Here is a 21,803-nt window from a genome sequence, read left to right as displayed (position 1 = left end):
AATGAAGCGGGGTTCATGTGTTCGAAAAAGATGCTAGTTTAAAAAGAAGCAATTGGAATTGGTTTCTTCCACTGCCTCCTTAAATAAATTAAGTATGCTTCACAGTAACATACACCTCAATTTCATTTTTTGTATCTTTAGGTTTGTAACGTTCATCCTATAGTTCGATATCGTATCTAAGCGTGTGATAGTTGTTCTCCTTTAGCCATGTACCATATAAGAAATCAAAGGATTTATTTGTTCCACACTATAATCCGAATACCCCTTTTTTAGCTATTTTAGTTTGAGTAACATACTATTGATTACTTCTTCAATTCCTAATCCCATTAATGAGTAGAAAATGGATTAACAACACAATAAAACGATGAATTTTTGGAAAATTTATGATAATATGGTTGGATATTGAACGAAGAAATTTTTGAGAGAGATAACAGGTGCTATATTATGATTGTAGAATTAGATAAAACTGATTTCGGTAAGTGTAGAAAGCTGTTAAATGAACAAGGGCATTTAGAAGCAAAAGCAATTGTTGAAAATATTAATCCGGGCCGTATCTTTGTAAATGATAGTAAGAACCCTACATCCGGGCTTATTTGGTTAGGAAATAATGATGGCTTTATCCTTTTTGGAAGTGAGAAAAACGATGCATTTAATAATGAATTGAACCATTTTATTGACAATGTAATCAAATCGGAAGCAAAAAAGGTCCAACTAAAATGGTTTGAAGTAGTTGGTAATCATGAAAAATGGAATAAGGTTATTGAGAGCGTTTTTGAACATCGCAAAATAGAGAGCTGGATTCAGAGGGTTTATACTATGCGAAAGGGCGATTTTAAAAGTAATTCTGTGCCAGCAATTGAAGAAGGATATAGGGTCATTAGAATCTGCAATACACTCTTTGAAAATAAGAGTAACACGATAAACAACATAGAATTTTTACAATCAAAAGTTTTAGCGTATTGGTCCTCACCAGAGATCTTCCTTAGAAATGGCATTGGTTATTGTATCCTTTATAACAATGAGATTGTTAGTGTTTGTTTTTCAGGCTTTGTCGCAGGAAATGTTCACTGCATCAATATTGAAACATTAGAGGCACATCAGGGGAAAAAATTAGCTCAAAAGGTAGCTCACAGTTTTGTTAAAGATTGTTTCGAGAATCATATGGTTCCGTATTGGGATTGTATGGAAATGAATAAGCCTTCCGTTGCAGTTGCGGAGAATATTGGATTTAAAAATGAATTTAACTATACTGGATATTATTTTTCACTTGAATAGATATTTTATATAGTTTATGTATAGTCTAAAATGATAGAATTATATAACACTATATAGACAATATGTTGCATGAAAGTAGGTTGTGTGACGATGCGATTTAAAAAATTAATTCATTTCTTTTCGATAGCCTTAATAATAGCGGGTGTTTTGTTGTCAGGTTACGCCATCTATCAAATTTGGGAAGCAAAGAAATACACAGATGAAACGTTGGCAGAAGCTGAAGACATATTAGCAGGCACTAATCCGGAAGGAACCGAGATTAGTATTCCAAGCTTTGATAAAGGAGATACCATTGGTGTGTTGGAGGTTCCTAAGATAGATGAGAAGCTACCAATTGTTGAGGGTACGAATGATGAAGAATTAAGAAAAGGGGTCGGACATTATATAGGTACCGCTCTTCCTACTCAAGGTGATCAAATCGTATTGTCTGGTCATCGAGATACTGTATTTAAAAAGTTTGATGAACTCGAAATTGGCGACCATTTTATTGTGAAGGTACAATATGGCGAGTTCACGTATGAGATTGTAGACACTAAAATTGTAGACGCGGATGATCGAACCGTCATCAAATCTACCGCTCCGGAAGAAATTCTAACAGTAACGACATGTTATCCCTTCGGATATTTAGGGGATGCACCAGAACGATTTATTTATACTGCAAAAAGAGTTAATTAAAATATTTTAAATATTTATAATAAAAGACTTAAATAAAAGGTCCATTGTTGCAGTGCAAAAAATAGGACATTTTATAGGAAAATAAAATAAAAACAAACCTAGAGCAATCTTTAATTAAAATGCGCTAGGTTTGTTTTTATTTACTCCATTTCTATTGTGCGTTGTTAATTGGAATTGTAAAGGATACTTTAGTACCTTCATTCGGTCTACTTTCTATTAATAGACCTCGTCCATATAGTTGCTTTAAGCGTTTATTTGTATTATATAGCCCTATTCCGTTTTTTTGATTAGCTTTTCTTTCAACTATTTTCTTTAGCTTTATTTCATCCATTCCGATCCCGTCGTCTTCTACTGTAATAGTTATTGCATCTTGAACCTGGTGAATTCGAATGTGCAATGTTCCTCCTGATGGGCGTTTAAGTATTCCGTGATTAAGTGCATTTTCAACAATTGTCTGTATAGATAGTGGAGGTACATGAGAATCAATGTTATTGTCCACATCCCATATATAACGCAATCTGTCACCAAATCTTACTTTTTCAATAGTTAAGTATGAACGTATAAGGTCAAGCTCATCATTTAACGGTATAACAGCATTGGAGTTGTGCATTTGAAAACTAGTTTGTAAAAAGTTACAAAATGCTTCAAACACCATTTTTGCCTTTTTCGAATCATGGTCCAATAATACTAAGATTGTATTTAAGGTGTTAAACAGAAAATGTGGCTTTATTTGTGCTTGTAGCCATGCAGCCTCCATTTTAAGTAGCTCTGTAATGGATTGTTTTAGATTAGTTAATAGCTCTACTCTTGCCTTTAATTCTAGTGGTTCTACTGGCTTTGTGATGTAATCATTCGCACCAGAGAGAAATCCTCTATAGAGGTCCTCAGGATGACTTCGTGCAGTCAGAAGTAGAATAGGTAATTCTGAAATAGAATACTTTTTGCGAATTTTTTCGGTCAATTCATACCCAGACATGTTAGGCATCATGACATCGCTAATGACCAGATCCCATTGCTCTTTATTTATTTTCTCTAATGCTTCTTTTCCACTAGTTACTGTCGTAATATTGTAATTGTCAGTTGACAATATGCTCTTAAGAACACGTAGATTTACAGAATCATCATCAACGACTAATAACTTTGTTTTTCCTAAAAATAGTGTATTATCCCGATTATAAGATAGAGTCCTAAATGAAGGAGGGTCGATAAAGGCGGTTGCTGCAACCTCACTTTCTGGGTTAACAAAACTTTCTTTAACCTTTTCTTCATTCTGTTCTGAACGAATCGGTAATGTGAAAGTAAAGACAGAACCTTTTTCCATCCTAGACTCGACTGTTAATCTGCCACCATGCAATTCAATCAATTGTTTGCATATCGTTAATCCTAGACCAATACCTCCACGGTTTGCATCCTTATCCATATCAGCTTGTTCATATGGCTGAAAAATTCGATTAAGTATAGCTTCTCCCATTCCGATACCTGTATCAGAGATATGGATAGAAACTTCATTCTCTGCGACAGTTCCTGAAATCGTTATCTTCCCTTGATCTGTAAATTTTATCGCATTATGCATGAGATTGATAAGTATTTGTACAAGTCTGTTTTCATCCGCTACAACGGGTGGAAAGGATGAAGGAATTTTATTGGAAATTTCTATGTCTCGGTCCTCTATCATAAATTGAAGCATGTCTATTACACCAGTAACAACAGATTGAATTTTAATGCTTCGTTTATGTAACTGTACTTTATTCTCTTTCAATCGGGTAACATCAAGAATGTCATTAAGCAATAACGACATTCTTCTTCCAACAGTAATAAGTAGCTTCAAATCCTGGTTGTTTTTTTGCCCCATATTATTCTTTCCATTTTCGAGAAGGGATTGAGCTATATTAATGATAACATGTAGTGGGTTACGCAATTCGTGAGATGTTTTAGCAAGAAATTCGTCCTTTTTATGATCTGCTCTAATTAATTCTTTTGTAAGCTCTTCGGTTCGTTTTACACTTCGAAAATAACGTTTGAACCAAAATGCTGAAAATAAGAAAACAGCTATGAGCAGGTTCCACGGATAAAAGTTTACTTCTAGTGACAATCTATGAGCTATTGCAACCCAGATAATATTATGTAATACAGCTGTTCCACCGAGTAATAAATAAATAATGTCATCTATTTTGTCTAAAATTGCTCTGATAAATATTATGACAATAAGACTAGCAGCTATAATCATAAAAAGGGAAAGAACAAAGCTAAACCGTTCTAAATATTTCAATGGGAATAATAGAACGAACAATATATAAACTATTCCTATCTTAGGAAACCATTTAAAAGCTTTTCCATGAGCATATTGCGGTAATAAGTGTTTGGAAAACAGAAAGAGAGATTGTCCAATACAAGAATAGGTTAAGATTGATAATCTAGTTCTAGCCTCAAAGCCTAAAGAAATGAACTCGAATAGTAATCTATCATCACTTACTAGGACGATTAACATTCCATTTATCATTAGGAGAAAGAAATAAACGAGTACCTTTTGTTTAATGCCAATCATATACAGTAAGATTGCATAAACCGCAAGCGTAAATAAAATGGCAGCTACTGTTATCTGAATCATTATCCAAAATAATGTTTCTTTACTAACTGCGGAGTCAAGCCCGAAGTTAATGGTCTTAAATGGAAGTATAGTTCCAGCGTTTTCGCTATGAGCGACTTGAATGAGTACATCGATATGGTCCTTATCTGTAGTATAAGATAAGGAATAGGGTTGATTCTGAGGTGTGTAATCCTGAAGAACCTCAGAAGGGTTTCCTGACCCACCTAATAGCTGTCCGTCTATAAAGAACATGGATGCAGTTGGAATGCTATTAACACGAAATCCATATGTTTCTAGCAAATCTTTTGGATGAAGCAATATACGAAGGTGATATGTCCCCACCTTATAAGCGGAATTTTTTGCAAGGCTTTTCCAGTTTTCAGTCGTTTCCAATTCTCTTTGTCCTGAAAGTGCTTCAGAATTATTTAAATCGCGGGGTTCTAGCAGAATATCTGGGTAAAAGTCCCATTCTCCGTTTAACCGAATGGTTTGACTTTCCGAGAATTCCCAGTCTCTCAAATCTAACACCCCATTAACTGCTTCAGGGTGATTAGGTACTGCTAGGAAAGACTCCCAAATAAGTCGAATAATAGTTAAAATGGTAACAAATAATCCGATACTTATGACAAAGAATAGTTTGTTCTTTTTCATGTTTTCCTCGCTTCTAAACGCTTTGTATAATATCCTTGATGTAGATATCAGGTTTGTATGATAAATAGTAATTTCACAGATTTTTTTTTACAATAATTATATCGTAATTGATAAGGTCATGTATTAACTTTATTATTTATGTTAAACATCGTGTAGCAACTGTGGTTGTTATATAAGGGGGCAGTCATAAAATGAGAGTCGTTCTAATTGACGATGAATATTTACCATTATTAAGGCTTAAAGATATATTAGAAAATGAGATTGATAATGTAGAGGTCGTAGGAGTTTATCAGGATTCAATGCAAGCTTATAAACAAATCACTTCTAATCCCATAGATGTGTTATTTATGGATATTGAGATGCCCGGAATTAATGGGTTGGAATTAGCAGAAAAAATTCAAGAAGTGGCCGGAGATATAGAAATTGTTTTTGTTACGGGGTATAGTCAGTATGCGATTGAAGCATTTGAACTTTTTGCGTTTGACTACATATTGAAACCGATACGGGTGGAAAGGCTAAAAAAGACAATCGAGCAGTTAAGCCAACGAATTAGTAATAAACCGATAATTAAAGTGAAAAGAGACAGTGAGAATAGTATCATTCAGAGCTTTAATCAATTAAAGGTGCAAAAGGGAGGAACCGAATCAGAGACCTTGAAGTGGCGGACATCTAAGGCACAAGAGCTCTTTGCTTACTTGCTCCATCACAGAGGTAAAACGATTAATAGAGGCATATTAGTAGATTTACTGTGGCCATCAGTGGATTTAGAAAATGGTATGCAGCAGTTGTATACAACTATTTACCATATACGAAGAACTCTCAAGCAAGTTGGACTAGATGCTGTTCGAATTAGTAGTAGAAACGGTGGGTATACGTTAGAAAATTCAACGATACGTATTGAAACCGAGGAGTGGGAAGAACAATTAATTAATCTAGATAAACTGTCTGATCAAAATAGTACAGAGCATGAGAAGGTATTTTATCAATATAAAGGGGATTATTTAGGTGATTATAGTTACCTATGGGCAGAGGGAGAAAAAGAACGACTTAAGCGATTGTGGATAAATCATGGAATAGGATTGATTCAATTTTATCGAAAAAAAGGTGACATGCAAGCCGCAATCAAAATCAGCATGAAAATTCAACAGATGTATCCTGAAGAGGAAGATAGTTATTTTGAATTGATGATGGTTTATGCATCTATGAACAAAGTAAGTGTAGTAGAGGAGCAATTTCAATTATTACAAACTAAATTAAAAGATGAGTTGAACGTGTTGCCTAGCCAGCGAATAATCAAGTGGTATCAGGCTTGGAAGGGTAAATCATGCTAGCTACCTTGGAGAACTAGCTCCATTGCCTAGTGATTTATGTAGCTTTAAGACTAGGTGATTATTTCTATTTAAGCGCTATAAAAGAAGAGACTGAACCCAATACGAATTCAGTGTCTTCTATTCCTAATTTCCATCTTTATTTGCAAACTTTATATAGTATAAAATAAGCATTTCCAATTTTATTTTTTATCTGAACGTAGAATAGATATATGAACACAATCTGGATAGGCTATTAATATTCAACTATCTAGAGGGGGAGTCCAAGCTCTATGAGTCAAAACGATATAATCGAGAATTAAACCAACAGTAGATGAGATTTATTGCTCAGGTAACTAGTTAAAATCTTGAAAGTGGACCAGAAAAGTTTGTAACGACTTAACTAAGGTGTGTATATGAAACTATACTAGAATCAGTTTTTAGTTGAAGAATAAGGACATAGCGTTTTATCATATAAAATCTGGACACCCAAATAGAGTTTCGACCTAGAAATTAAATTCAAGGCTTGGAATACCAAATTTCAATCCACGCACCCATAAAGAGTGCGACGGGCACACACCATCACAGTAAATGGAGTAAGCAAAATTTCAATCCACGCACCCATAAAGAGTGCGACCAATTCATTCAAACCCTCCTCTTGCCTTTAAATCTATTTCAATCCACGCACCCATAAAGAGTGCGACGTCTGTTATGTGGTAGCAATTCCCCTTACTTCCAATTTCAATCCACGCACCCATAAAGAGTGCGACTGGAGGGCGGAACAAACTTAGTAGTAGTAACTCCAGATTTCAATCCACGCACCCATAAAGAGTGCGACGGTGTTGACCCTGAACCTAATCCTGAACCAGAACCTATTTCAATCCACGCACCCATAAAGAGTGCGACTTCACTTGTTGAGGTTGCAACTTCATTAATTCCTATTTCAATCCACGCACCCATAAAGAGTGCGACAACTACGTTTCCATAGCCACCTACACCAGTTCCGATTTCAATCCACGCACCCATAAAGAGTGCGACTGGCATTGGTATCAACAACTCCACCATTTAGCAAAATTTCAATCCACGCACCCATAAAGAGTGCGACCTAATCCACACAGATACAGCTAACGCAATCGAAATTTCAATCCACGCACCCATAAAGAGTGCGACCAAGTAGTCATGTTTCCGTTAATGCTGCGAAGAATTTCAATCCACGCACCCATAAAGAGTGCGACTTTGTCGAATTCAGATAAAATAAAATCTAGTAATATTTCAATCCACGCACCCATAAAGAGTGCGACACTTGTAAGTATAGCAACTTTTTCCAATTTCGTTATTTCAATCCACGCACCCATAAAGAGTGCGACTTCTGATACATTAAATGTAAAGACGGATTCAATTGATTTCAATCCACGCACCCATAAAGAGTGCGACACAATCATAGTGCACCACCCCTAGACGCAATAATCATTTCAATCCACGCACCCATAAAGAGTGCGACTTAGAGTCAGATTTGCCAAGGTATCCTAAGGAGTATTTCAATCCACGCACCCATAAAGAGTGCGACTAAAGATAGTTTCCTCTGGATCAATGCCATCAATATTTCAATCCACGCACCCATAAAGAGTGCGACTTAGCAAACGCTAATTTTTCTTCTTCGAAATTTGTATTTCAATCCACGCACCCATAAAGAGTGCGACGTAAATTTAAAACTGACTCAAAGATTACCTCAAAATTTCAATCCACGCACCCATAAAGAGTGCGACTTATCCAAACCTACTGCAGCAATGAAGAAGGCTATATTTCAATCCACGCACCCATAAAGAGTGCGACATTTTAGTGGTTTAAATGTTCAGCGTTTTAGAGTCATTTCAATCCACGCACCCATAAAGAGTGCGACTTTGTACTTTTAGGTTTAGCATTTGTATTCGTTCCATTTCAATCCACGCACCCATAAAGAGTGCGACGGGGTTCATTCCCCTTCTACCCCAAGATACAGAGATTTCAATCCACGCACCCATAAAGAGTGCGACGTCTGATGACTTTCTAAAGATACTATATCCCAACGATTTCAATCCACGCACCCATAAAGAGTGCGACAATATGGTTGCGACACGCAAACAGACGTAGTGGTATTTCAATCCACGCACCCATAAAGAGTGCGACAATATGGTTGCGACACGCAAACAGACGTAGTGGTATTTCAATCCACGCACCCATAAAGAGTGCGACCGTAGAGGTGTTCAACGGTGATGTTTATAACGGGATTTCAATCCACGCACCCATAAAGAGTGCGACTGAGGTTATGCGAGATAATGCCCAAAGTTTAAGGATTTCAATCCACGCACCCATAAAGAGTGCGACTCTTAATTTGGTTTACAACCGCCATATCGGCAATATTTCAATCCACGCACCCATAAAGAGTGCGACGGGGAACAGCTTCGATAATATACAGATTGTTAGCATTTCAATCCACGCACCCATAAAGAGTGCGACGGTAAAACTTCGATTACTTTTCGCTTCCGTATCAATTTCAATCCACGCACCCATAAAGAGTGCGACTAGTTTGGAAAACTGGATAAATACCAATCTCGAAATTTCAATCCACGCACCCATAAAGAGTGCGACGTATGTAAATTATTCATCAAGTTATTTTCGTTTGATTTCAATCCACGCACCCATAAAGAGTGCGACCGGGCCACAATCTTTAGGGTACGCACTAAATAGATTTCAATCCACGCACCCATAAAGAGTGCGACACCATCACGTAGAATAACTTTATCACCTTCAAAATTTCAATCCACGCACCCATAAAGAGTGCGACTTATCACTTGACGATTACCTCCTTCCCAACATTTATTTCAATCCACGCACCCATAAAGAGTGCGACAGTTTTCCGGATGTTGGACAAAGAACATCAAAGAATTTCAATCCACGCACCCATAAAGAGTGCGACCAAGGAAGCAGGATACAGTAAGCAAGATGCATTAATTTCAATCCACGCACCCATAAAGAGTGCGACACTTCACAGATTAAAGAGCTTACTAGTTTAAACATTTCAATCCACGCACCCATAAAGAGTGCGACATGATGGATTAAAAGCACGTCAAACCATTGACATATTTCAATCCACGCACCCATAAAGAGTGCGACTCGACCAGGACAAGGATGGTACGATACTAAACCCATTTCAATCCACGCACCCATAAAGAGTGCGACTTACATAGGGATAACTACTATTAATATCAATAGAATTTCAATCCACGCACCCATAAAGAGTGCGACTATGGATATACGTCATTTCTTCCTCGGTTAGACTATATTTCAATCCACGCACCCATAAAGAGTGCGACACTGGAAAACCAAATAAATACAAAGATCATAACAATTTCAATCCACGCACCCATAAAGAGTGCGACGGTTCAACTTCATCTGTAGATATTCCTACTTTACAATTTCAATCCACGCACCCATAAAGAGTGCGACTCCATTATTTGAAAACTTAGATACACGTATTAGAGATTTCAATCCACGCACCCATAAAGAGTGCGACATTGATATGGACACCTGGGATCTTGTTCAAGATAATTTCAATCCACGCACCCATAAAGAGTGCGACCACCACCAACCGATTGTTGATGATGCCCCTTTTGATTTCAATCCACGCACCCATAAAGAGTGCGACAGCGAATTCCTTTAAAAAACAAGAACGCATATTCGAAAAAAATATTTTCCCTCTGAAAATATACTAATTCACATAACTTTTCCTTATTATTTCCCATTATTTTCCTAAAAGTATGTGGTTAATTAGTGCTAACCCCCTACAGAATTTATGTGCACTTAGGGTTAGCACTATAACTAAAATAATAATGGTTCTTCTAAATCTATAGATTCTTTTATTCCAATATGCTCTACTTTAGTTTTATGATTGTTCCCTAAATTATAAAATCGAAGGCTATCTGTAGTGGAATCAATAAGTTGCTCCAATTCATGTTTTAATATTGTATATTGTGTAGCATCTAAAATGCATTCAAAGACAGAGTTTTGTACACGTTGTCCATAATTTTGACATGCCTTTGAAACTTTTCTAAGTCTTTTTGTTCCACCTTTACTTGAGGTACTAACATCATACGTAATTAAAACTAGCATCAATTCACCTACTTCCATAAAAATGGTGGATATTCATCTAAATCGCCACGTAAGTGTCGTGCAAGTAATAATGCCTGTACATAAGGTACCAGTCCCCATGTTATTTTTTCAGATAGGAATGGATGTGTTATCTTATCTTGTTTCTTCAACTGCCAGGACTTCAAAAAAATTTTTCTGGCATCATCTGTCATTAATATAGCGCCATTTTCCTTTTTATAAAAATTATCCTTGTTTACCTCTTTGCGATTTATTAAGGATAATACAAATTTATCTGCAAAAACTCCTCTTAATTCTTCCATCAGATCAAGAGCAAGAGATACGCGTCCAGGCCTATCACGGTGCATAAAACCAACATAAGCGTCGAGACCAACAGTTTCCAAAGCAGCCGCAGTATCATTTGCAAGAAGTGTATAGGCAAAAGAAAGCATTGCATTTACATTGTCCTTTGGCGGTCTCCTAGAGCGCTGATGAAAATAAAAATCATCTTTTTGTTGTAGAATCATAGAATTAAAGACCCTATTATAACTAATAGCGGCTTGTCCTTCCCAACCTCTTAGGCTATCTAAATCTTCACATTTTCTTACTTCTTGGAGAATCGAAGTCAGGTGGTTAGATATTTCTTTAAAACGATCAACATCTATACGAAATGGATAATTTCTTGTCATTCGTTCAAGTATCCATTTGTTATTATAGATTTTACCAAAGATAAAATTACGTGCAATTCTTGCTGAGGCTTGCTCGTCATCGGATAAACGATATTGTTTCTTCCTTAACGTGACATTACCTCTACTTTGACCAATTACCCGTGCCAAGAACCTTCCGTTCTTTGTTAGGAAGGCAATTGATATATTACGTTCAGCACAGTATCCCATTAGCGCAGGACTAGCTCCTGTGTATCCAAAACTAACGATACTTTCTAAATTATGTAAAGGAAGCCTCCCGAGTTGTTCCTGATCTTTTAGCAACACAATATTATCCCCATCTAATGACAAATAAACATCCGATTGGGTAACAAACAACGTGTTTAGCAATTTTTTCACTCGTTCAACCTCCCTTCAATAAAACTTTTTACAGAATGCTTCATCATTAGCTTCGGTAAACAAATATGTTGTAATGAACAGCTTTTACAATGTTGACCTGTTTTAACTTTAGGTGTATGCCGATTATCATAATAATGGTGCATTTCCTTTGCCATCTCTGTCACTTTATTTTTAAAAGTTTCATTTATAGGCACTTCCACACGATGCTTTATTTCATGGTAATAGAGAAACCCTTTATCGACTTTACAAAGAAGCATTTCTTCTAAACAAATTGCTTGTGCTACTAGTTGAATAATATCTTCGTCACCTTTTTTTGGTTTACCTCGTTTATATTCAACTGGATATGGTAAGAATAAACCATTCATTCCAGCTAATTCGACACCATCTGGATTTTCAATAAATTCAACAACGTCACAGATACCATTCAATTTTAAATGATGAGATTGTATAGGCATCGCTCGTACGATCAGCTTTTCACCACGTTTTTCACGGACAAATGGTTGATCAGCTTTTTGATGCAAATGCTGTCCTTCAATTGTTTTTACATTCTCTTCCCATTGTTGTTCAATATGGATCAATGCCCATTGTCGGCGACAAAACTCAAAGTGCTGTAGACCTGACAACATTAAGTATTGATCTTCATTATTGCCCATTAAATACTTCCACCGCTAGACCTTGTAAGTCATGTAATGCTATCGTATAATTGTCTTCATCAAAAGACTTCGGAGCATCTGTTTTAGCTTCAATTCTTAAAGAACGATGTACTTTTGCGGAAGAATATTGACCTAGTTTAGAGCTATGCTCCCACCAGTATACTTTATGAACTTCCATACTACCATCAGGTCGTGCAGATGAACTATCATTTTCAAATAGTGTAATTAAAGCTTGTTTAATTTTTTCTGCGTCTTCATTTGTAAATCCCGTTTTTTCAGCAAGTTGTGTATTAATACTTCCATTGAATACATATACTCCAAAGTCTACACGATGCTTCATTCCCATAGTGTCAGAACCCTTAGTGTCACTTGTAACTGAATTCACACTTTTAGTAATCTGTAAACTTGTGATATCGATCGGATCAATACTAGTTGCTGTTTGAACACTCACGGGACCACGAACACCTACGGAAAGATCAGATCCCTTAAAAGCAAACACTTGTCCGAAACTGCGGACGTCTATCCATTTCTCACAAGCAATTGAAGCAAATTTATCACGTGCAGCTTTCTTATCTTTTAACATTTTTGCTAAGGTTTCATCAGATTCTGCTCTTTCCTTTAAACTCTTAAAGCCATCTGTTTTGCGGTCATCAGATTGAACAAAAATGGATTCCCCCATATCTTGCAATCGGTTACGGATTTTTCGTTTGATAGCAACGTCTGAAATCTCTCCATGTCCATCGTAATTTTGACGTGGACGGTTTCCATTTAGCGGATCGCCATTCGGGTTAGCCTTTGAAACAGATAAAACTACAGCAAAATCAACTTTATGGTCGAGTATACTCATTTATTTGTTCCTCACTTTCAATATTTTTTTCTTTTTTCATATATAGTTCTCGACGTTGACTGTAAAAACCCAATAAAAATTTTTCAGATAGTGGCTTATTATTAAAATCATCAATAGAAAATTTATCACTAATCTCATCTATAACTTTTGATAAATAGTTCGCTTTTGCCCCAAGCTTTGATTGATATGGTTGTAAACTCGCCTGCAGAGTCATCCATGTTCGGCTCGGCTTTTGTGAAAAAGAATTCATATAACGTATTGCATTAGTAGCTCTCGTTTCCTCTTTACCAAGTGCACTTCTCTCTAGTACATCAGCAACTGCTAACAATCTACCAAATAGGTAACTACGATCAGTAATATCTTTGTCTAATGTCACATCCATTTCCTCCTTTTCTTCAAGCAATGATCTTCGTATTAATGCACAGGTAACGCTCAGGGTTTTCTCCCATTCCCAATGCTCCATCGTAACAGGATTAGATGCTCGATGAAAAGCACTTTTCATAATATCCTTCGGAACAACACGTCCGTCTATAATACAAGGAAGCAATCTTTCCATTAAGCCCTTTACAACTTTTTCACTCGCCCTAGGACCATATGCTGCAAAAGCAATATCTTTCGTTGCTGGAGCACCGTAAAATTTCACAAATCTCTCCTCACTTCTGCGATATCTATGCTCCCATATACACTTTGAATGCCAATCTTTTAATCGATTAAGGTATATCTCTTTATTCATATTTCGATAATAAAGAACTGCCATTCTTCCCGTAGTCGCAGAGTCAAGAACAATTATGTTAACTTCTGAGTCATAGTCAAGATCATTTCGATATCCATCTATAGCTCTTTTTACTTCTTCTGCAAAAGGTTTATCTGTATCCGGATCTGTTTCTATGTTTTGATTTGTATGTTGCAAAATATCCAAGGCGTCTTCAACTGGGTAAGGGACATTTTTGCCATCATTCCCCCAAACAAGAAATACACGGTTATCAATAGTTTTCCCCTGACGGTGAATTAGCCACTTTAATGCATTATGGGCTTTTTGTGATACCTCATAGCTAATACTAGCAGCGTCCCTACTAGTCGTAAATCTACCGCGGAAAGTAAATCCTGAAGTGTCGTTCGCTGAAATCAATTTTGCCTTGTCGGCTGCATGACGAATTTTATTGGCATGTCGCTCTGTACTTGGAGCTATTTTACCTGTTACAAAGTCAACATCCTCATCACCTAATTTTTCATTATAAAAGTCAATAAAAGACTGGTATACTTCTTTATCCTTCCATACTTCTACTGTGGATGTTCGTTTATAAACATTAAATCGAACAAAAGCACTTACTTGATCTGTAGCACCACTAGAAAAGATTAATGGCTTTTCTCCAAGGGTTTCTTCGAGCTTCTTATTCCACTTCTCAATTAATTGTTGATTCTCATCCAACACTAGAAGACCATCGTTAACCAAATCTTCAATCAACCGTCCTTTGCATACATATTTATAAATACTTATTACTTTTTCTGTGGTATGTGGTGATTCTGCCCATTCCTTTAAATTCTTGATATATGACTCGAAAGGGATATCGTCATGATTTTTAATTTTCCCTCCATATTTTACAAAGTCACCTGCAACATAACTTAATTTATCATGTAATGGGTATGGTGCAACCTTTGAACCTGCACGACTTGCAGACTCCTCAGTGCAAGGAATAATAGTATTCTCTTTTTCTAGTACAATTCCTTTCAAATAATTCCCATATTCATCAACTGTAACTTCAATATGCGCATTTTGTGTTGTATGGGAAATCGGTAATAATGTATACTCCCGATCACTTCGTTTCTTGACTATTTTTCCAACGTATTCTTCATTGTCATTGTAGGTTTTGTACAGATTCTGCAACCAACTCAATCTTATTCCCCCCCTAACGAACGAGACAACGATTCAACAGATTCTATATTTTCTTCATTAAAAAATTTTGCTTCCATTTCTTTAATTGGTCTTATAATCTTGCAATTTTCGGGTCTAGGAAACTGAATATATCCCCTCTTCATTTCTGGTCGCCATAATCTGACTTCTAATTGATTTTTTCCTGTTTCATCTGGATAATTAAAACCATGTACCATTGTTCCGAGTGTATAATCTGCGTGAATTTCATCATAGTAACCTTTTCCACTTCCATATTCGCAAGGTTCCACGTAGCCCTGACATTCTCTTGTGCCAAGGAAAATGTCTCTACGACCACCAGCTTTCAATGCTCGCTGAAGAATGCTAAAGTGCTTCCCTTCATTACGATCAAATGCCATATCAGGGCGGTTCATATTAAATTCAAAATGTGCCTTTACCTGGTAATGCACATCCCTCAAATAGGTATAGTTCGCAAGTGTATTCCCACCGCCATATTCAATTGGCCGAATTCCTTTTGACTCCATCTGAATTGGTTTCATGACACGAAGTTCGTCAATAATAAACATGATTGTTGGCTTCCAATAAACGGATTCTACTATTCCTTTTATAGCTTGGTACGTCGGTACACTATATGAAAGCTTTTCACCACCAATTTTGGTAAGCGGGTCTGTGAAAAGGGCATAATCGCCAAATATCTCAAATTGGATTTCGTTTTTCATGGTTTCACCTCCTTTAAAATAGATAGCTAGTGAATTTTCTATTTAATATTAAAATAGAATAAACCAGTAGGATTTGTATAAACTTTACTGATATATATTTATTTGGCATTTAGATCCAAGTAACATTTTTATTTAATATTTTGTTATATTAAATATATCGTTTATTTAAGTGCAGATTGAAAAATTCATATATAGAATTTTGAAACGGCTATCTGAAATAGATAGATTTTATTTTAAAATGACATAAAGTCCATCTCACCTTCTCCTTTAAAATCAACACCATAATCTTCACTGTACCAATTCTCCCTTAGCTCATAAATCATGCCTTCTAGATGCGGAACAATAGCATTATCCTGGTTCAATTGTCTTAAGGCTTGTGAATATACATTAACCGTATATTGTTGCGCTCGCTTTAATAGTTTTGATAAATCTTCTATTCTCTTAACACTATTTAACTTTGCGATAATTTCTTTTCCATCGCCATAAGGTACAATTACAGAAGTAGTCTGTTGATCAATAACTTGGAAATAGTCTGCTGCTGTTTTATAACTGCCGGTTAAAACTAGTGGAAATCCTGCTTTATATTTTTTCACATATGCTTTGAGATAATCGTTTTCCCTTCGAGTAGCCATCAACAATTTCGTCATGTCTTTTTCTACCTTAGGAATATAATAGTTTAAATCTGTTTCCATTTTTTTATAATAATGCTGGAAGTATTCATTCATCGCTGTATACGATAATAAGCTTTTATCATATTCCTCAGCGACCTTTTTATATCTTGCAAGAATATTCCCTGTTATCTCTTTACCAGTTTTAATTTCCTTCAATCTCGTAAGTTTTTCATCAGCATGATCAATCACGTATACATCTTGGACACCATCTTCACCATGCCTATTACATCTTCCAGCTGCTTGAGCAATGGAATCGAGTCCAGCCAATGATCGAATTACACGCTTAAAGCTTACATCAACACCGGCTTCAATCAATTGAGTTGTCACGCATATAAAAGGGGTTTTATTTTTCAATAATTTCTTTATTTTGTTTAAAATATCTTTCCGATGTACTGCACACATAGTTGTACTCAAATGATAAACTGGTAATGGACCATCCTTTAAAGCTTCGTAAAGTTTTTTAACCACTGACTTTGTATTTAATATTACAAGTGTATTAACCCATGATTCTGCATTAGAATGAATCCAATCAGCTAACTGGTTATTATTTATCTGTGTACCTGTTCGATCAATAATCTCATTCCTCTTAAATGCTTTAAAAACTTCTGGCAGATTTTGAACAATCTCTCCATCTCTGTTTTTCAATAGAGAATGATTTACATGATCCAATGTTGGTTGGGTTGCAGTGCAAAGCAGAATGCTAGAGTGAGCATCTTTTTTTAAAAAGTTTAGCGCTTCATTGAAAAGGGATACACTTTTTGTCGGAACCTTCTGTACTTCATCAAAGATAAGTACAGAATGACTTAGATTATGTAATCGTCGTGTATTTCTATTTCCTTTGGCATAAAAAACATTCAAAAATTGGACAAGTGTAGTGAAAATAATAGGGCTATCCCAGTTATCACGTGCAAGTTTTAGTTTTTCTCTCTTTGTAATCAAACCATCGAGTAGTTCATCATTTTCCTCTTCATCATCAATAACATTGGAATGATGCTCTAATAGATGTATATCGTCTTCCAATATCTTTCTAATCTCTTCTGCATTTTGTTCAATTATTGTTGTAAATGGTACAACGTATATAATCCGCTGTTTATCAAATTTTTGTGCATGTTTAAGTGCATATCGGAGGCTAGCTAGTGTTTTTCCTCCTCCTGTTGGAATTGACAAAGTATAAATACCTGAGGGTTTATCAGCAAATGAGTCGCATTGTTCTGACAATTCTTGTCGTAATTTATTGATTTGCTCATTACCTTTTTTACCCTTTTTAAAGGAAATGAGTTTATTCAATAATTTTTGATAGTAGGAGGCGAATAGACTTCCAAATTGCGAATCCTGTACTTCTTTCCTCTTTTCTTCAAATTGTCTAGTATCTGTTCTATCAGCATCGACTAAACAGCTAAAAATAAATTTTGTTAGAAAGAAAATTTGTGTAGGACTAGAATCTATGAATTGCATTAATTCATCCAAGGCATTGTATACATATTGTTTAAAGTCCTTCTCTGTTATTACTTCTTCGAAAAAGCGTTCAACGGCTAGTGGATATTCTTCTAAATCTTTATCCCTTACACGCCTTAAAAAGTCGGATTTGATATCTGGGGAAATGTAATCATGTAAATTACTGTGGTGTGAAATAATGGCATTTCCGACTATTTCGGTTAGTAATTTTTCTTGAGGTGTATTATTTTTATTATGGAACATGGAGAACAGCAATTTTCCTCCGGCTGTTGAATGATCAACCTCGCCACGTTTTTTTTCAGCGGGTTCCTGATGAAATGCTACTTGTATTATGTATTCTTGAAAAACATCTGTATACTTTCCCAAGTCATGAAGCAAGCCTGCTAAACCAGCAACATGAGCTAGCCCTAATTTTTCGCCAAATACCTCTGCTAAACGTTTAACGCCAAGTAAATGCTCGGAAACAGTTTGAATTTCCTGATCATTTTCGCGAACATGGGCTATATAGACCATTCTTAGACCCCCTATTAAAATATATAAATCAATAGTACCATTGAATTGATTAATTAGCAGTATTATAAACTGAATCTTTACATTTATTTGTGTCTTCTTTACCCTTGTAATTACGAATAGCACTTATATTAAAGTGATTTTGCAAGTGGGATACATTATTACTAATTATGGTGCTAACCTTAGATGCACATGAAAATATTAATAAACTATAACTAAAAAAGTCTCTTAGTATTTTTTACTTTGCAATATGGTGTGTTTATCTTATAGAAAGGAACATAGCATATCATTCCAAACATGATGTTAAATTCCAACTTTTTCACCATAGAAATAATTTTTAGAGTTCTTTCAGTAGCCTGATAAACTTCTTTGCAGGAGTAGAGACATAATGGTTTTCAAGCCAAATGACTCCTAAAGAAGATGCCATATTAGTATTGCATATCGGTATAGAACAGAGCTGCTTATCACCATAGACGTCTAGTACCGACTTTGGAACAATTGTTGCACCAATTCCCCCTTTAACCAAATCCATTAATGTATTCATATCAGAGCACTCTGCCATTTTGTTTAGTTGCAGGTTTTGCTTTGTAAATGCTTCAAGAATCGTACTATAGATGCCCAGCCCTTCTGTACTTGGAATAATAAGAGGGATCTGTGAAACCTCTTCTAGTGAAATCGTGCTTGTTTCCTTATCTGTTACGAAATAAAAGGGCTCATTCATGAGATGCTGATATATCAAACCATGATGTTCGAGTGGAAGCCGTACAAATGCCATTTCGATGGCTCTCGTTTTTACCATCTCTGCTAAGTAATTAGAATCGTTTTGAACAATTTTTAAAGAAACGGACGGATATTTTTTGTGGAAGGACTGGAGTACTTCTGAAAATCCTGAAAGCGATAAAGTATTAATACCTAAAGCTAGAACACCCTTTTTTCCTTGCTCGGTTTCCTGTATTTCGTTTTTTATTTCCTCTAAATTGTTTACAAGGTGTAAAGCCTTTTTGTAAAGTACTTCACCTTTATCCGTTAACTCCATTCTTTTGCCACTTCGATCGAACAATTTAACACCTAACTCACTTTCCAATTGCTTCAACTGCATGCTTAGAGGTGGTTGAGACATATGCAGACGACTGGCAGCAGCAGTTATATTCTTCTCCTCAGCTATAGCTATAAAATACCGTAATTGTTTAATATCCATACATTTCTCCTTCTATATAAAAAACATATAGTTTCCATTTAAATTATATATTTTCCATATGGATATGTCCATGTTATCATGATTTTCATATTCCTTTAAAAGGTAAAGTGGAAAGGTGATTAGATGGAGCGTTTTTTTAAATTTAATCAATATGGTACGACAATTACAAAAGAAATTTCTGCGGGGTTAATTTCATATATTACTGTGGCCTATATTATTATTGTTAATGCAACAATTTTAGCGGTAGCAGGAATCCCAATGGAAGCAGGGATTATTGCAACTATTTTGACCAGTTTTATTGGCTGCTTAGTCATGGGGTTATGGAGCAATGCTCCTCTTCTTATTATTCCTGGTATGGGCCTTAATGCAATGTTCACATATACGATCGTTCAATCTGGGGGATTTTCCTGGCAGGAAGCCTTGGCAATGGTTTTTGTTTCTGGCCTCGTTTTCATTGTTATTGCCTTTACACCATTGGCCAAAGTAATCACATCCTCCATTCCTAATTCCTTAAAGGAAGCCATTACAATTGGAATAGGCATCCTACTCATCTTAATAGGATTTGAAAATGCGGGCATTATTACAAGCTCTGAGCACACATTACTTGCAATTGGTGATTTGAGCAGCCCTACAGCAATCATAACGTTTATTGGTTTAACGATTACCATTCTATTATTTATTAAAAATGTACCAGGAAACCTATTATTAAGTATTATTATTACCTCGTTTCTAACGATTTGGTTCGGTGGTTCTAATTTTGAGGGAATATCTCTTTCTATGCCATCCTTTCATGAATACATTGGCGTGTTTGGCCAAATATCGTGGGGACAGGCTGGAAATATCATTTTCTGGCTAACCTCCATTTCTTTTGCTATGGTGATTGTGTTTGAGAACATTGGTTTAATACATGGGCATAGTAAAATGCTTAATCGTCCTGAAAGCAGCAAGAAATCACTTCAGGCAACTGCGGTTTCGGTTTTATCCTCAGGAATATTTGGTACAAGTCCTACTGTAGCATCAGTGGAAGCAGCGGCAGGAATTACAGCTGGTGGCAGAACTGGGCTAACGAGTATTGTAACTGGAATTATGTTTCTTGTTTCCATCTTGTTTATACCGATCATTAAAATAGTTCCTGCAAGTGCAGTTTCTCCAATATTGATATTGATTGGGATTCTAATGTTGCAAAACATTGTTCATATACAAATGGATGAGTTAACGGAATGTATACCAGCACTATTAATTATTGTATTAATTCCCTTAACGTATAGTATTGCAGATGGTATGGCAATTGGCTTTATACTTTATCCATTGATAAAGCTCCTTCTGGGGAAATGGAAGGAAATCCACCCTGCACTTTATTTGATTGCCATTTTGTTTATCGGTAACTTTGTTATTCAGTACGTATTTTAAATAAAATCTGTACATGTGAATTATAACTAGGGTGGTAGAAATGAATGATAAAAAATGTTTTATTCAAGGAAGAAGAAATAAAAGAAAAGATAAGGGAACTAGGCACAGTTATATCAAAGGATTATGAAAATGAGGGTAAAAATCTTCTTGTTATTTCATTATTAAGAGGAAGCTTTATTTTTACAGCAGATCTTGTAAGGCATATCACGATTCCAGTTCGAATTGAATTTATAGAAACGGCAAGTTACGGATTTGAAAAAACGAGCACAGGTGAAGTGAAAATATTCTCGAACCTCACAGAGGATATCTCCGAATATGATGTTCTTATCGTTGATGATATATTGGATTCGGGGAATACAATGAAGGCAGTATACGATGTATTAAGAGAAAAACATCCCAAAAGCTTAAAAACTTGTACACTTCTTGATAAACCGTCACGTAGACAAGCCGATATTGATGTTGACTATAAAGGGTTTGTTATAGAAGACCTGTTTGTAGCGGGATATGGCCTGAACTTTGGTCATCATTATCGTAATACCCCTTATATATTTGAAGTGATTGATAATTGAAAGTAGCAAGTCGTATACTCTTCTTAACGTATCTCCTACTAAATAGTTCGTATCGAAACGGCTAGAAGCGGTGTAGGGTAATGGGAGAACCATTGTGAAGTTAACCGTTATTCCATTAGTTTTTCGTTACAATAGGGCTGGCCCAATAAAATACGGGCTAGTCCTTTTCCTTTTGCCATTTTCCCTCCATTCCATC

14 protein-coding genes and 1 CRISPR repeat array are annotated in these 21,803 nt (G+C 35.9%); of the genes, 5 read left to right on the top strand and 9 right to left on the bottom strand.

Features of this window, described 5'->3' with window-relative positions:
* The first annotated feature begins 444 nt into the window (after nucleotides 1-444).
* Nucleotides 445-1,275 carry a GNAT family N-acetyltransferase gene (locus KI338_RS09955; protein ID WP_212920854.1) on the top strand — a complete coding sequence of 277 codons (831 nt, stop codon included), beginning with the start codon at nucleotides 445-447 and terminating at the stop codon, nucleotides 1,273-1,275.
* A 90-nt stretch (nucleotides 1,276-1,365) separates the two neighbouring features.
* Nucleotides 1,366-1,950 carry a class D sortase, LPxTATN-specific gene (gene srtD, locus KI338_RS09950; RefSeq protein WP_212920853.1) on the top strand — a complete coding sequence of 195 codons (585 nt, stop codon included), beginning with the start codon at nucleotides 1,366-1,368 and terminating at the stop codon, nucleotides 1,948-1,950.
* A 151-nt stretch (nucleotides 1,951-2,101) separates the two neighbouring features.
* On the opposite strand, the gene KI338_RS09945 is transcribed toward srtD, so the two are convergent.
* Nucleotides 2,102-5,188 carry a hybrid sensor histidine kinase/response regulator gene (locus tag KI338_RS09945; protein ID WP_212920852.1) on the bottom strand — a complete coding sequence of 1,029 codons (3,087 nt, stop codon included), beginning with the start codon at nucleotides 5,186-5,188 and terminating at the stop codon, nucleotides 2,102-2,104.
* Nucleotides 5,189-5,379: 191 nt separating this feature from the next.
* On the opposite strand from KI338_RS09945, the gene KI338_RS09940 reads away from it, so the two are divergent.
* A complete protein-coding gene (locus tag KI338_RS09940) occupies nucleotides 5,380-6,519 on the top strand; it encodes a response regulator (protein ID WP_212920851.1) in 1,140 nt (379 codons plus the stop codon).
* 514 nt (nucleotides 6,520-7,033) lie between these two features.
* Nucleotides 7,034-10,180: direct repeats of the CRISPR family, unit length 32 nt; unit sequence ATTTCAATCCACGCACCCATAAAGAGTGCGAC.
* A gap of 173 nt (nucleotides 10,181-10,353) precedes the next feature.
* On the opposite strand, the gene cas2 is transcribed toward KI338_RS09940, so the two are convergent.
* From cas2 to KI338_RS09900, 8 genes are all read right to left on the bottom strand, one after another.
* Entirely contained in the window at nucleotides 10,354-10,644 is a 291-nt protein-coding gene (gene cas2 / locus KI338_RS09935; RefSeq protein WP_212920971.1) for a CRISPR-associated endonuclease Cas2, read from the bottom strand.
* A gap of 8 nt (nucleotides 10,645-10,652) precedes the next feature.
* Nucleotides 10,653-11,684 (bottom strand): type I-C CRISPR-associated endonuclease Cas1c, encoded by a 1,032-nt coding sequence (cas1c, locus tag KI338_RS09930; protein WP_212920850.1) that lies wholly within the window; start codon nucleotides 11,682-11,684, stop codon nucleotides 10,653-10,655.
* Nucleotides 11,681-12,337: a CRISPR-associated protein Cas4 gene (cas4, locus tag KI338_RS09925; RefSeq protein ID WP_244853531.1), complete on the bottom strand. Its 657-nt coding sequence runs from the start codon at nucleotides 12,335-12,337 to the stop codon at nucleotides 11,681-11,683. Before cas4 ends, cas1c begins: the two co-directional genes overlap by 4 nt.
* Complete coding sequence (gene cas7c / locus KI338_RS09920) at nucleotides 12,327-13,184, bottom strand: type I-C CRISPR-associated protein Cas7/Csd2 (RefSeq protein WP_212920849.1); 858 nt, start codon at nucleotides 13,182-13,184, stop codon at nucleotides 12,327-12,329. The genes cas4 and cas7c overlap by 11 nt, the downstream gene beginning before the upstream one ends.
* Nucleotides 13,165-15,078, bottom strand: a complete 1,914-nt coding sequence (cas8c, locus tag KI338_RS09915; RefSeq protein ID WP_212920848.1) for a type I-C CRISPR-associated protein Cas8c/Csd1 — start codon at nucleotides 15,076-15,078, stop codon at nucleotides 13,165-13,167. The genes cas7c and cas8c overlap by 20 nt, the downstream gene beginning before the upstream one ends.
* A 2-nt stretch (nucleotides 15,079-15,080) precedes the next feature.
* Complete coding sequence (cas5c, locus tag KI338_RS09910; RefSeq protein ID WP_212920847.1) at nucleotides 15,081-15,794, bottom strand: type I-C CRISPR-associated protein Cas5c; 714 nt, start codon at nucleotides 15,792-15,794, stop codon at nucleotides 15,081-15,083.
* A gap of 233 nt (nucleotides 15,795-16,027) precedes the next feature.
* Nucleotides 16,028-18,433 (bottom strand): CRISPR-associated helicase Cas3', encoded by a 2,406-nt coding sequence (gene cas3, locus KI338_RS09905; RefSeq protein ID WP_212920846.1) that lies wholly within the window; start codon nucleotides 18,431-18,433, stop codon nucleotides 16,028-16,030.
* A gap of 334 nt (nucleotides 18,434-18,767) precedes the next feature.
* Nucleotides 18,768-19,628 (bottom strand): LysR family transcriptional regulator, encoded by an 861-nt coding sequence (locus KI338_RS09900; protein ID WP_212920845.1) that lies wholly within the window; start codon nucleotides 19,626-19,628, stop codon nucleotides 18,768-18,770.
* Between the two features lie 123 nt (nucleotides 19,629-19,751).
* Between KI338_RS09900 and KI338_RS09895 the strand changes: the two genes are divergently transcribed.
* On the top strand, nucleotides 19,752-21,038 hold the full coding sequence (locus tag KI338_RS09895; protein ID WP_212920844.1) for an NCS2 family permease: 1,287 nt from the start codon (nucleotides 19,752-19,754) through the stop codon (nucleotides 21,036-21,038).
* Nucleotides 21,039-21,082: 44 nt separating this feature from the next.
* Entirely contained in the window at nucleotides 21,083-21,607 is a 525-nt protein-coding gene (hpt, locus tag KI338_RS09890; RefSeq protein WP_212920843.1) for a hypoxanthine phosphoribosyltransferase, read from the top strand.
* The last annotated feature ends 196 nt before the right edge of the window (nucleotides 21,608-21,803 follow it).

Origin of the sequence: Ornithinibacillus bavariensis, from assembly GCF_018333235.1 — a bacterium.
Lineage (GTDB): Bacteria > Bacillota > Bacilli > Bacillales > Amphibacillaceae > Ornithinibacillus > Ornithinibacillus bavariensis.
The sequence above is the reverse complement of the archived record's forward strand: the minus strand, read 5'-3'. Positions and strand labels throughout refer to the sequence as shown.

Coding starts and splice junctions, on each gene's coding strand:
- KI338_RS09955 (WP_212920854.1), top strand. CDS start 445: ATGATTGTAGAATTAGATAAAACTGATTTCGGTAAGTGTAGAAAGCTG.
- srtD (WP_212920853.1), top strand. CDS start 1,366: ATGCGATTTAAAAAATTAATTCATTTCTTTTCGATAGCCTTAATAATA.
- KI338_RS09945 (WP_212920852.1), bottom strand. CDS start 5,188: ATGAAAAAGAACAAACTATTCTTTGTCATAAGTATCGGATTATTTGTT.
- KI338_RS09940 (WP_212920851.1), top strand. CDS start 5,380: ATGAGAGTCGTTCTAATTGACGATGAATATTTACCATTATTAAGGCTT.
- cas2 (WP_212920971.1), bottom strand. CDS start 10,644: ATGCTAGTTTTAATTACGTATGATGTTAGTACCTCAAGTAAAGGTGGA.
- cas4 (WP_244853531.1), bottom strand. CDS start 12,337: ATGGGCAATAATGAAGATCAATACTTAATGTTGTCAGGTCTACAGCAC.
- cas7c (WP_212920849.1), bottom strand. CDS start 13,184: ATGAGTATACTCGACCATAAAGTTGATTTTGCTGTAGTTTTATCTGTT.
- cas5c (WP_212920847.1), bottom strand. CDS start 15,794: ATGAAAAACGAAATCCAATTTGAGATATTTGGCGATTATGCCCTTTTC.
- cas3 (WP_212920846.1), bottom strand. CDS start 18,433: ATGGTCTATATAGCCCATGTTCGCGAAAATGATCAGGAAATTCAAACT.
- KI338_RS09900 (WP_212920845.1), bottom strand. CDS start 19,628: ATGGATATTAAACAATTACGGTATTTTATAGCTATAGCTGAGGAGAAG.
- KI338_RS09895 (WP_212920844.1), top strand. CDS start 19,752: ATGGAGCGTTTTTTTAAATTTAATCAATATGGTACGACAATTACAAAA.
- hpt (WP_212920843.1), top strand. CDS start 21,083: ATGATAAAAAATGTTTTATTCAAGGAAGAAGAAATAAAAGAAAAGATA.